The organism is Pantoea sp., assembly GCF_039594315.1.
Lineage (GTDB): Bacteria > Pseudomonadota > Gammaproteobacteria > Enterobacterales > Enterobacteriaceae > Pantoea.
In genome coordinates this window covers 1-12,562 of the sequence record NZ_JBCNNP010000039.1, presented here as the reverse complement: position 1 = coordinate 12,562, position 12,562 = coordinate 1, and the positions used below count along the sequence as shown (strand labels likewise).

Here is a 12,562-nt window from a genome sequence, read left to right as displayed (position 1 = left end):
GGATGAATGCATTCTCATCCAACCTTATTTCATAAGAAATGTAGGTAGTCACCTACATCAACTGACAATCCGTTCCGATTGAGTAAGAAAATTCCCACTTGTAAACTCAATTCAACTTTCAAACATCAGGTTTTAATGCAAAAAAACCGCTTAATCAATTAAATACAATGTATTAAAGGAATAATCATGAAATTGAAAACCCTCGTTACCGCAAGCTTAATTGCTCTAGGAACCATCCCGACAGCTCAGGCTGCTAATGAAGGTAGCGGCACCATTACCTTCACCGGTTCTATCATTGAAGCACCTTGCTCCATCTCGCATGATAATAGCGAGCAAACCATCGATCTTGGCCAAATCTCAAACGTGGCTCTGGCGAAAAGTGGCAAATCTGAACCACGCAAGTTTACGATCGAACTGGAAAACTGTGCGCTATCAACCAAAAAGACCGTTACCACAACGTTCACAGGCCCGGCGGGCGGTTCCAATCGCGTAGGTATTGCTGGAACGGCTAAAGGCGCAAGCATTGCGATTGTTGATGGTGCTTACAACGAGATTAAACTGGGTAGCCCTTCAATTGCACAAGCGTTGCAAGATGGTAATAACGCTCTGAGTTTCGCCGCCTATCTGCAAGGCGATGTCGATGCCGACGATAAAGACCTGCCGATTGTCCCAGGTGACTTTCAGGCGGTGGTCAACTTCGGTCTGAACTACCTGTAATAGCGCCGGGGCATGCGCCGAGTTGCATGCTCCACTCTAAAACCTCAGGTCCATCATGTTCAAACTGTCATCTCGGCCACTAAAAGCGGCACCTTAACGTAAAAAGTAAATCTAAAAGAGTCTTTTAATTTTCCAGCCTTTTCCCTTCTTCTCCAACACCAAAGATGAGAAAAATCCTACGAATGATTTAATTTCACGATTTTGGTGTCGCCATAACTCATCGCTGGCTATTTGTTCTCAACTTTTAAAAGTTTTGTTGATTTGTAAAGCACTTACGTATTTTAGGGAAAACCAAGGTCAAGAACATGAAAGTGGTTTATTTCAACATTTCCCTAACATTACAACCGAAAATTCTTAGTGTGGTGATAGCCAGTTGCTTGCTGGGTTTTTCATATCAGGGCGTTGCTGAAGAGATTGAATTTAATACTGACATTCTTGATATCAACGATCGTAAAAATATTGACCTCTCGCGTTTTTCTAAGAGTGGCTTCATTTTGCCCGGTGAATACGAAATGGTTGTAATGGTGAATAAACGCGTGCTACCGGAACAAACTATCGTGATCCAGGCTGTCGAGACAGATAATAAAAACAAGGTTTGTATAACGCCTGAGTTGGTTGAACAGTTTGGATTGAGAAAAAGGGTATTTGATAAAATCGTCTGGAATCAGGAAGAAAAATGTCTTGATGCGGAAAGTCTCAAAGGATTGGAGCTGCGTCCAGACCTGAGCACATCGACGTTATATATCAGTGTTCCTCAGGCATACTTACAATATTTCAACGAAAACTGGGATGCGCCAGCACAATGGGATAATGGTCTGCCGGGTGTTTTATTTGACTATAATCTGAATGGTCAAACACAAAGTCAGAAAAAAGGCCAGCGTTTAGTACTTAATGCAAACGGCACAACCGGTGCTAACTTGGGTGCATGGCGTTTACGCGCTGATTGGCAATCTCAGCCGAAAAGAATCAATAATAATAAATCTAAAACCCTGGCGCAGCGCTTCGACTGGAGTCGCTATTATGCTTATCGCGCTATCCCTGGCTGGGAAGCGAAAGTATCAGTAGGCGAGGATTATTTAAGTTCAGAGTTGTTTGACAGTTTTAGTTATGCTGGTGCAAGTCTTGCCTCCGATGACAGCCAATTGCCGCCTAATTTACGGGGTTATGCGCCTGAAGTCACAGGTATCGCCCGAACCAATGCGTTGGTGATTATTAGCCAGCAGGGACGCATTCTAAAAGAAATTCAGGTTGCCGCGGGTCCTTTCCGTATTCAGGACATTGAAAACTCGGTATCGGGCAAATTGGATGTGCGGGTCGAGGAACAGGATGGTGAAGCACAAACATTCAGCATTGAAACATCCAATATCCCCTATCTCACCCGGCCAGGTCGGATACGATATAAATTTTTCACCGGAAAATTATCCACGACGCGCCATCAATTAAAAGGGCCGGGCTTTGTTAGTGGTGAATTATCCTGGGGAGTCAGCAACGGTTGGTCACTGTTCGGCGGAGGCATCGGCACAGGGAATTATAGCGCTTTCGCACTGGGTTTAGGTCGAGATCTCTATTGGCTGGGAGCGATGTCATTTGATATTACGCAATCACGCGCGGTATTAAGCAACCTGAACGAGACGCTTACGGGGCGCTCATATCGTCTCAGCTATTCTAAAAACTTTGAACAGTATGACAGTCAAATTACATTTGCTGGCTATCGTTTTTCAGAACGAAACTTTCTCAGCATGAATGAATATCTGGACGCGCGCAAAGGTGGAGCGCACCAAACAAATAGCAAAGAACTTTATACCATCACCTTTAATAAACAGTTTCGTGATTGGCGACTTAGTGCGTATGTTAATTATAATCATCAAACTTACTGGAATCTTCCTGACAATGATCGTTATAGCGCTACTTTATCAAAGTACTTTGATCTAGGAAGATTACGAAATCTAAGTTTATCTTTTTCTGCTTATCGTACCATTAATCCCGGCAACAAAGATGAGGGTGTTTTCCTGTCACTTTCGGTGCCTATTGGTAACAACTCTACCTTGAGTTATAGCGCCGCAGAAAGTCGTGGCGGCAGTAATCAACGTGTTAGCTATTATGGTCGCATAAACCAACGTGATAGTTATCAGCTGGGAACCGGTATTAATCGAGATGGCTCGACAGCCAATGGCAGTATTACTCACGATGGTGAATTAGCGTACCTAAATGCAAACGTGAATACTCAATCAGGTAAAAATACGCAAGCAGGATTTAATATTCGCGGCGGCGCAACGGCGACGACTCAGGGTGCCGCGTTACATGGCAGCACGAATATGGGTGGAACGCGGCTGATGATTGATACCGATGCTGTAGCGGATATTCCCGTCAGCAGCGGTGGATTACCGGTGCACAGTAATCGTTTTGGCAAATTAGTCGTCACCTCAGTAAACAGCTATTACCGTAATAGTGCCAGTCTCGATGTTAATAATCTGCCCGATAATGTCGACGCCGTGCGTTCCGTCGTTGAGGCAACACTGACCGAGGGTGCCATTGGTTATCGTAAATTTGATGTCATTGCCGGAGAGAAAGCGATGGCTATTTTACGCTTAGCTGATGGTTCATATCCACCGTTTGGTGCCACGGTGCGTAACCGGAAAAAACAAGAAGTGGGTATTGTCAGCGATAGCGGTAATGTTTATCTCACGGGTATTAACCCAGGCGAAAGTATGACGGTAAATTGGTCGGAAAAATCGCAGTGCGTTATCGAACTGCCTGCCACTTTAACCTCTGTAGATATGACTGCAAATCTATTTCTTCCTTGTCGAAGAGAAAGTGATATTTAACCCGCAACCTTTATATTGCAACTTATTATGAACGGGGACCAACATGTTTTGTAAGATTAATTCATTGCTAACTTCACTGATCATCGGTGCAGTCGGTAGTCAATCTGCTCAGGCGGCTATTTCATTAGATCGCACACGTATTGTTTTTGATAGCACGCAAAAATCACTAAGCTTGCGTATCAGTAATGAAAATAAAAAATTACCCTATCTGGCCCAAGGATGGCTTGAGGATGCAGAGGGAAAAAAAATCACTGCGCCGCTGGTGGTATTGCCTCCGGTACAGCGTGTAGAACCCGGCGCATCCAGCCAAATTAAAATTCAGGGATTACCCAGCGTTGCAACATTGCCACAAGACAGGGAAAGTTTGTTCTTCTTTAATTTGCGCGAAATCCCCCCTAAATCGTCTAAACCCAATACATTACAGATTGCTTTACAAACGCGCATTAAGCTTTTTTATCGCCCTGCCGCCATCATTGCAGATAAAGACGCAGCGCCATGGCAGGAACAACTCACTTTAAAGCGTGAAGGTGACAAATATCGCATATATAACCCAACTAATTATTATATTACGTTAGTTGAAGGTCGAAAAACGGTCAAAGGCAAGGCTATTGAAAATTTTAAACCCGTGATGATGGCACCAAAGAGCGCGCAACTTCTTACGTCAAGCGTAACGGAGTTAGGTTCTTCACCGGTCATTAATTATGTTAATGATTATGGTGCCAGACCTAAACTCCAATTCACGTGTTTAGCAAACGAGTGTAAGGCCAAACCCATCGAATAATAATAATTCGATTAACTGGCAATTCTTGGTCGTTATTAATAACAGGTCAGAAAATGTGTGGACTTTCATTACTTAAAAACACTGCGTTAATATTGCTATGCTTAATCTCTGTTTATGCCAACGCATCTAAAATCAATGTTAATGTCAACGTATTGGGACCATCGTGCATTATCAATGATGGCAATGCTATTGAAATTGACTTTGGTGATGACGTTCTATCGACCAATTTGAGTACTGGTTCCGGCCCTAAAAAAACAATTTTCATTGAAGTTAAATGCACAAATGATGCGCCTAATAATTGGTATCTTTTCCTTGAAGGTGAACAATGGGAACCCAGCATTAAAGTTTTGAAAACCAGTAAAGAAAACTTGAGTATAGTTTTCTTTACTGGTTCTGAATGGTTACCTTTAAATGAAAAAAAATACTACAGTGGACCAAGAAGCCTTTTTATCATTTCTGCACGCCCAGAATCGATTGGCTCTGCAAAAGTTGAGCCGGGCCCTTTTACCGCCTTTGCTACTGTTAAGATATTTTTCGAATGAGGAGTAGCCTGTTTTTTATCCTGGCTTTCGGGCTTTTCAATCTAGGTTCACTTTGGTGCAATGTCTCTGAGGCCACACCAAACCTGCTGTTTCGCGGTATCATCATCGATCCCCCCGCCTGTAAAATTAATAATGACACCCAAATCAATGTGATTTTCGGTGACGAGTTAGGCGTAGGGAAAATTGACGGCATTCATTATCGGCAAAAAATCGCATACCAGATTCAGTGCTCAGTGGATATGCCTCCTTCCAGGCTAAAACTCACTATAACCGGCAATATTATGAGCAGTGATTTTTCGGCGATTCAGACCAGTAAACCAGGATTGGGCATTCGCCTATTACTTGATAATCAACGTGTCAACATTGGAAATTCTATAATTATAGATCCGACTAAACCGCCGATTTTTGAAGCCGTTCCCGTTGCTAATCCGGGCATTAGATTAAGTGAAGGCAGCTTTGAGGCTATTGCTTCAATTATTGCGGAGTACAATTAAATGCAGAAGATGATATTTCTCAGCTTACTATTTACTCTCGTTTTTCCCTTATCAGTTTTAGCCGCTACTGATATCCATTTCAGCGGCGCGTTGGTAGCTGAACCCTGTGTAATTGAAGCCGGGGATGAAGCCAAAGATGTCGATTTGGGCAATATTGTTGATAAAGAACTTTATTTCAACCAACGAACTTTGACCAAGCCATTAACTCTTACGCTTGCCCATTGTGCTCTGGATATGGCTAAATCAGTGACCATCACGTTTAGTGGCAATGAAAGTAGTGAATTGCCAGGTTTTCTAGCCATGAACCCCGCAAGTAATGCGAAAGGTATCGCCATTGGCATTGAAACATTGTCAGGACAAGCTGTGCTGTTAAATAAAGCATCGCCTCCTGTTTCACTCGAAAATGGCAAAACTGTGATTCTGTTACGCGCTTTCCTGCAAGGTGAGCCATCGGCAATCACTCAGCGTAGCATCACGCCAGGACCTTACAGTGCCACGGCAACATTTAGTCTCAGCTACCAATAAAGGAACAGACATGAAAGTCCGTAGATTATTATTGCTCAGCCTAATGCTGTGGTTATCGGCAGCGATTGCCGGGCCTTTCCCTGTACCATTAACTATTTACCGCACCAGCGATAAAATCCCACAATATAGAGTTAACTGGGCAATCGTTGATATTCCTGAAGCCGATGCTAAAGCCCCTGCCGGTTATTGGTTCGGCAGCGCAGTGGGCGTTGCTAACACTTTTTCTGTTATCCAAAGTGAAACTTGCGTGAATACGATATGCGCGACCAAAGTTAAACCGGGTGAAACTATCAGTGCTGCGGCGATGCGGGCATATAATAAAGGCCCTACGACCACCTATCACTCTGCATCCGGCGGAGCAAATGGGAACTGTGTCGCTTTCGGCGGTATCCCACAAGGGAACACCGCGTATGCCAGCGCGATATTACCCACCGGCTGCATGCGTTCTCCACCGACCAATCTGTATTGTTTTATTGTCACGCCAGAAATCAACCTTAATCATGGCACTATCGCACTCAAAGATGTCACCAATTCCACGGCAACGGCAACGGTCAATATCAATTGCTCACAACAAAACAACGTTAAATTAAGTCTTGAAAGCAAACTTACTTATGTGCAGCTCAATAATAATTACGCAAAAGCGAATCTCTTAATCAACAATAAACTGCCGGGTAAACAACATGCGTTGCCTATTGGCTTATCCTCATTGACGATAACCAGCAAGTTGGAGGGCATTAACCAAGGTGGAAACTATTCAGGCTCCGCGGTGTTAATTATTGAACCGATTTAGTCCCTTTTTTGATGGCTGTACAGCGGCCATTGCCTACCTAAGTTGAGCTAACACTCATTGGCCCTCGCAGTGCTGCGCTTAATAAACGTGCGGATGGATCTAAAGTCAAATCCTTTAGCTTGTCACGATGTGTTTCTAAGTGTATTTTTATGCACCTAATTTGCATAAAAATATCAAGAGCATTCCCAGGAGAAACACCATGTTGAAACGTTTTGCACTTTTCGGCGCTCTGTTGGCGCTGTCGGCAACCGCAGCCCAAGCCACTACTTACACCGTCGGCTCTGGCGGTACCTATCGCCCGTTTGAATTTGAAAATGCCCAGAAACAGCTCGAAGGCTTTGATATTGATATTATTAAAGCGGTGGCGAAAGCGGAGAATTTTGACATCAAACTGGTGAATACGCCGTGGGAAGGCATTTTCGCCACGCTGAACTCAGGCGACCGTGACATCATCATTTCCGGCATTACCATCACCGATAAGCGCAAGCAGATGGTGGATTTTTCTGCACCTTACTTCCCGGCTGAACAAGCCATCGTCGTACCAGAAAATACGCAAGTTTCGTCACTGGAATCGCTGAAATCCATCAACGTTGGCGTGGTGAACTCCAGCACCGGCGATATCGTGGTTTCAGATGTGTTGGGCAAAAACAGCACCGCGATCAAGCGCTTCGATAACACGCCATTGATGTTGCAGGAACTGTATGAAGATGGCATCGGCGCGGCAGTTGGCGACGTGGGCGTGGTGAAGTATTACATCAAAACTCACCCAGAAAAGCAGTTCAAACTGATCTCGGATAACAAATTCCAGCGCCAGTATTTCGGCATTGCCGTAGCAAAAGGCAACGACGAACTGCGCAATAAGATCAACGCCGGTCTGCAAAAAATCGTTGCTGACGGTACTTACGCCAAAATCTACGCCAACTGGTTTGATAACAACGTACCGACGCTTCCCGCGCAGTAAGTTCCGCTTGCCGTCACGCTTGAAAGGACGTTTTTTATGACAGGATTTCGTTGGGAAATCATCCAGGAATATATGCCGTTATTTATCGACGGCGCGATGATGACCCTAAAATGCACCCTGATTTGTGTCATCACCGGCACCTTGTGGGGCTTAACCTTGGGCTTAGGTCGCCTGGCGCAAGCGCCACACGGACCGTGGAAATATATTCTGCATTATGGTGTGCAATGGCCGGTGCGTATTTACATCAGCGCCTTTCGCGGCACGCCGCTGTTTGTGCAGATTATGGTGGTGCACTTCGCATTGATTCCGCTGTTTATCAATCCACGCGATGGCGTATTGGTGGCCAACGGCATTATGTCAGCGGATTTTGCCCGCTCTCTGCGTGCCGATTACGGCGCATTTCTCTCCTGCGTAGTGGCGATCACCCTGAATGCCGGTGCGTACGTTTCAGAGATTTTCCGCGCGGGCATTCAATCGATTGATCGTGGGCAAATGGAAGCCTCGCGTTCACTCGGCATGCCGTATGGCCGCACCATGCGCCGGGTGATTCTGCCGCAGGCGTTTCGTCGCATGCTGCCGCCGTTGGGTAATAATGCCATCGCGATTGTGAAAGATTCCTCGCTGGCTTCGGCGATTGGCCTCGCCGATTTAGCCTACGCCGCACGCACGGTTTCTGGCGCTTATGCCACTTATTGGGAACCGTATCTGGTGATTTCGCTGGTGTATTGGGTGTTCACCTTCGTGCTGTCGCTGCTGGTTCGTTACATGGAAAAGAGGTTTGGCAAAAGTGATTCACGTTGAAAATTTACAGAAAAACTTTGGTGCAACCTCGGTACTGAATGGCATCAGCTGTGACATTCCGGCGCAGGAAGTGTTGTGTGTTATCGGCCCTTCCGGTTCAGGTAAAAGCACCTTTCTGCGTTGCCTGAACGGGCTAGAGAGCATCGAAGGCGGTCGCGTGGTGGTGAACGGTTTTGAGGTGCAAAACCCGAAAACCAACATCAACACGCTGCGTGAACATGTTGGCATGGTGTTCCAGCGCTTCAACCTGTTCCCGCACATGACGGTGCTGGAAAACCTGATCATGGCACCGATGGATGTGCGCAAGCTGTCGCGCCAACAAGCCATTGAGCAAGCCAAAGTGCTGCTGGCGAAAGTCGGTCTGGAAGACAAGATTGATGCGTGGCCGAACAGCTTGTCGGGCGGCCAACAGCAGCGTGTGGCGATTGCCCGCGCGCTGGCGATGGAACCGAGCATTATGCTGTTTGATGAACCGACTTCCGCGCTCGATCCGGAATTGGTTGGTGAAGTGCTCAGCGTGATGAAAATGCTGGCGCAGGAAGGTATGACCATGGTGATCGTCACCCACGAAATGGGCTTCGCCCGCGAAGTGGCCGACCGCGTGTTGTTTATGGATCAAGGCATTATTCAGGAAATCGACACGCCAGAGGTGATTTTCAGTCAGCCAAACAATCCCCGCACGCAGGCGTTTCTCAGTAAGGTGCTGTAAAGCTCGACAACGCTGTCATGCTTGCAAGGTCGCCATTCATGGCGACCGATTCAACACGCAACTTACCCCAACGACAATTTCCGTTGCGGATGCGAGGCGGGCAGTTGGCTTTGTTTACCAAAAATCTTCTCGCGCAGGGTGCCATCTTTATAGGCCGTTTGCGCCAGACCGCGTTTTTGCAGCACCGGCACCACGTGTTCCACCCATTCATCCCACCAGCCCAGCGTGGTAACCGGCACGACGTTGAAACCATCGACACCGGCATCGGCAAACTGTTGCACTTTGTCAGCAATTTGCTCTGGCGTACCGGCGAAGCGGCCTGGCAGCAGCGCATGCTGGATTAAGTATTCGCGCCACGTCAGCACCCGGCCTTGACCATAATCGGCATCCACGGCAATGCGGAATTTTGAACGCATATGCGGGCTGAACGCTTCGCGACGGCTTAACTCCGTCAGTGGCGTATCGGGATCAATATTCGCCAGATCTATACCCGATCCACCGCTGTAGAATCCTTGCAGCGCGTTGATATCAATGTTGTCGAACAGATGTTGTTGTTTGCGCCTGGCCTCTTCTTCGGTAGAACCGATTACCGTCGAGAGCATCACCAGCTTTTTCAAATCTTCCGGCTGGCGACCAAAGTCCACCACGTCCTGATTGAGGATCGCGATGTCTTTGCGCGCGGTGTCCGGCGTTTGTGACGGCAGGAAAGTGACTTCCGCGTTGCGCGCGGCAAAGCGCCGTCCAGCATCTGAGTTTCCGGCCTGGAAAAATACCGGGCTGCGCTGCGGCGACGGCTCAACAATGTGCGGTCCTTCCACCCGATAACGCTTACCAACGTGATTAATCTTGTGGATCTTATCGGCATCGAAAAAGCGATTGGTAGCAGGATCATGCAGCACCGCGCCCTCTTCCCACGACAGTTCCCACAATTTATACGCCACATCCAGATACTCTTGCGCCCATTCGTAGCGTTCATCGTGCGGCACAATGTCCTGATAGCCGTAGTTGCGGAATCCATTGGAGAGATACGAAGTCACAATATTCCAGCCAATGCGGCCGCCCGTGAACTCATCCAGCGACGAAATCTGCCGCGCAAACGAGAACGGATGCGCCTGAATCACGTTGCTGGTCATCACTAAACCCAAATGTTCGGTCACCAATCCCAGCGCCGACAAGAGGGTGATCGGATCCGGTTCAGGAAACTGCGTACCCGCCTGGATGGTGGTTTTGCCGTCGCCGTATTCGATGTCATAAACGCCGACCACATCGGCGATAAACAAGGTATCGAACAGGCCTTTCTCCAGCGTTTTCACCGTCTTCACATAAGCATCAAGCTGGTTGTAGCCGTATTGCACTTGCCCTTCCGGTGTGCGCCAGTAACCGTGGCTGTGATGGTTCGGCGTGAGATGCAAAAATCCGTTATAAATCAATTCACGTGACATATTCGCTCCAGTAACAACGTTAGACGGTTTCCAGCGCAGCCAAACGCGGCAGCGAGGCAAGTAATTTTTGGGTGTAAGGATGGCGTGGGCGGTAGAACACCTCGTCGGCGGCGCCCTGCTCAACTGCCTCGCCATTTTGCATCACCAGCACTCGGTCGCTCATATGATGGATAACGCCGAGATCGTGTGAAATAAACAGATAGCTGACGCCGAGCTGCGCCTGTAAGTCGCTGAGTAGATCGAGGATTTGCGCCTGAATGGTGACATCCAGCGCCGAGACTGCTTCATCCAGCACGATTACTTGCGGATGCGTGGCGATGGCGCGGGCAATCGCCACGCGCTGCCGTTGACCGCCCGACATGCGCGCCGGCCACTGAGTCAGATGTTCAGCGCCCAAACCCACCGCGTGCAGCAGGCTGATCGCTCTTTCGTGCGGCGTTTGTGTCGCGGGATGCCGATCCAACGCAATCGCATCCAGCAAAATGTCGCCCACGCGCCAGCGCGGATCAAAAGACGAAAGCGGATCCTGATACACCACCGCAATCTGGCGGCGAATGGCACGCTGTGCGGTAACCGACGCGTGGCTCCACGGCTGACCAGCAAACAACACCTCGCCGCTGTCCGGCGCTTCGAGCGCCAGTGCAATGCGCGATAACGTGGTTTTACCCGATCCTGATTCGCCGACAATGCCCAAGGTTTCGCCGCGTTTGAGTGAGAACGACACATCCGCCACCGCGTGATGTCCACGGAAGCGCTTCACGATATGGCGTGCTTCCAGTAGCACTTCCGTTGATTTCGTCGTCTGCGTGGGCGCGTTCGGCGCGGCGGCGGAAAGTCGCTGCCCTTTAGTGTGTTCGCTGGGAATGGCGTTGATTAATCCCTGAGTATAGGGATGCTGTGGCTGCTGTAGCACCTGCTGTGCCGCACCAGCTTCGACGATCGCGCCGCCCTGCATTACCAGAATGTGATCGGCAATTTTTGCCACCACGGCTAAATCATGGCTGATGAGAATCACGCTGGTGCCGCGATCTAGCATCTGCCGCAAGACCTCCAGCACCTGCGCTTGTACCGTCACATCCAGCGCGGTGGTCGGTTCATCGGCGATCAGCACATCGGGATGCAAAGCAATCGCTGAGGCGATCAGCGCGCGCTGGCGCAAGCCGCCCGACAATTCGCCTGGCCGCTGTTTAGCCCGGTATTCCGCCTGCGGCACGCCGACTTCTTCCAGCAGCGCGTGCACTTTTTGCTGGCGGCTGGCGGCATTGCCCCAACCGTGCAGCGCCAGCGCTTCGGCGATCTCTTTGCCCACCGGGCGCAGCGGATCGAGTGAGACCAATGCATCTTGCAAAATAAAGCCGACCTTGCGGCCGCGCACCTTACGCCACCAGTTGTCGCTGCGCTGAAGCAGCGATTCGTCGTGCAGGCGCAAAGTGTTGGCCTGCACCTGCAAACCGTCACCCGCTAACCCCACCAGCGCGCGGGCGGTCACGCTTTTGCCCGATCCTGATTCGCCGACCAGCGCCAAACATCTGCCGCGTTGCAGGGTAAAGCTGACGTTTTTCACAATATGGCGCGGCGCTGAATTATCACCGCTGGCCCAAATGTTCAGGTCGCGCACTTCAATTATGTGTTTGCTCATCAGCGCTTCTCCCCTTCGGCTCGCTGCTGGATGTAGCGGCCGATTTGTGTAAATGACAGCGCCACCAGCACAATCGCAATGCCCGGCAATACTTCCAGCCACCAGGCGACGGTGACGTTTATTTTTCCCGCTTCCAGCAGCGCGCCCCATTCCGGTGACGGCGGCACCACGCCCAATCCGAGAAACGATAAGCCGGATGCCCACACCACCGATTGGCCAATGCCGAGTGCTACCAACGAGAACAGCGGCCGGAATACGTTAGGTGCGATGTGCTGGGTAAACAGTCGATGCCATGGATGACCGAGCGCGCGCGCCGCTTCGACATACCCGGATTGC

The 12,562-nt window shown here is 49.0% G+C and carries 13 protein-coding genes; 10 read left to right on the top strand and 3 right to left on the bottom strand.

The features are described 5' to 3' along the window. Positions 1 to 186 precede the first annotated feature (186 nt). From ABDW13_RS17830 to ABDW13_RS17785, 10 genes are all read left to right on the top strand, one after another. Positions 187 to 717 carry a type 1 fimbrial protein gene (locus tag ABDW13_RS17830; protein WP_343553901.1) on the top strand — a complete coding sequence of 177 codons (531 nt, stop codon included), beginning with the start codon at positions 187 to 189 and terminating at the stop codon, positions 715 to 717. A gap of 305 nt (positions 718 to 1,022) precedes the next feature. Continuing rightward, positions 1,023 to 3,542 carry an outer membrane usher protein gene (locus ABDW13_RS17825; RefSeq protein WP_343553900.1) on the top strand — a complete coding sequence of 840 codons (2,520 nt, stop codon included), beginning with the start codon at positions 1,023 to 1,025 and terminating at the stop codon, positions 3,540 to 3,542. A gap of 43 nt (positions 3,543 to 3,585) precedes the next feature. Further along, a complete protein-coding gene (locus ABDW13_RS17820; RefSeq protein ID WP_343553899.1) occupies positions 3,586 to 4,323 on the top strand; it encodes a fimbria/pilus periplasmic chaperone in 738 nt (245 codons plus the stop codon). Positions 4,324 to 4,376: 53 nt separating this feature from the next. Next, positions 4,377 to 4,865: a fimbrial protein gene (locus tag ABDW13_RS17815; protein ID WP_343553898.1), complete on the top strand. Its 489-nt coding sequence runs from the start codon at positions 4,377 to 4,379 to the stop codon at positions 4,863 to 4,865. Then, on the top strand, positions 4,862 to 5,359 hold the full coding sequence (locus ABDW13_RS17810; protein WP_343553897.1) for a fimbrial protein: 498 nt from the start codon (positions 4,862 to 4,864) through the stop codon (positions 5,357 to 5,359). Before ABDW13_RS17815 ends, ABDW13_RS17810 begins: the two co-directional genes overlap by 4 nt. Then, positions 5,360 to 5,884, top strand: coding sequence for a fimbrial protein (locus ABDW13_RS17805; RefSeq protein WP_343553896.1), 525 nt, complete (start codon positions 5,360 to 5,362; stop codon positions 5,882 to 5,884). A gap of 10 nt (positions 5,885 to 5,894) precedes the next feature. Continuing rightward, positions 5,895 to 6,674: a hypothetical protein gene (locus ABDW13_RS17800; RefSeq protein WP_343553895.1), complete on the top strand. Its 780-nt coding sequence runs from the start codon at positions 5,895 to 5,897 to the stop codon at positions 6,672 to 6,674. Between the two features lie 199 nt (positions 6,675 to 6,873). Beyond that, a complete protein-coding gene (locus ABDW13_RS17795; protein WP_343553894.1) occupies positions 6,874 to 7,635 on the top strand; it encodes a basic amino acid ABC transporter substrate-binding protein in 762 nt (253 codons plus the stop codon). Positions 7,636 to 7,671: 36 nt separating this feature from the next. After that, positions 7,672 to 8,436 carry an amino acid ABC transporter permease gene (locus ABDW13_RS17790; RefSeq protein WP_343553893.1) on the top strand — a complete coding sequence of 255 codons (765 nt, stop codon included), beginning with the start codon at positions 7,672 to 7,674 and terminating at the stop codon, positions 8,434 to 8,436. Further along, a complete protein-coding gene (locus tag ABDW13_RS17785) occupies positions 8,423 to 9,145 on the top strand; it encodes an amino acid ABC transporter ATP-binding protein (RefSeq protein WP_343553929.1) in 723 nt (240 codons plus the stop codon). Before ABDW13_RS17790 ends, ABDW13_RS17785 begins: the two co-directional genes overlap by 14 nt. 62 nt (positions 9,146 to 9,207) lie before the next feature. Here the strand turns inward: ABDW13_RS17785 and ABDW13_RS17780 are convergent, their stop codons facing one another. The 3 genes from ABDW13_RS17780 to ABDW13_RS17770 all read right to left on the bottom strand — a co-directional run. Then, positions 9,208 to 10,587 (bottom strand): NtaA/DmoA family FMN-dependent monooxygenase, encoded by a 1,380-nt coding sequence (locus ABDW13_RS17780; RefSeq protein ID WP_343553892.1) that lies wholly within the window; start codon positions 10,585 to 10,587, stop codon positions 9,208 to 9,210. A gap of 19 nt (positions 10,588 to 10,606) precedes the next feature. Further along, positions 10,607 to 12,226 carry an ABC transporter ATP-binding protein gene (locus ABDW13_RS17775; RefSeq protein WP_343553891.1) on the bottom strand — a complete coding sequence of 540 codons (1,620 nt, stop codon included), beginning with the start codon at positions 12,224 to 12,226 and terminating at the stop codon, positions 10,607 to 10,609. Further along, positions 12,226 to 12,562 (bottom strand): ABC transporter permease subunit (locus tag ABDW13_RS17770; protein WP_343553890.1); only part of this gene is annotated, 337 nt, incomplete at its 5' end. The genes ABDW13_RS17775 and ABDW13_RS17770, both read right to left, overlap by 1 nt.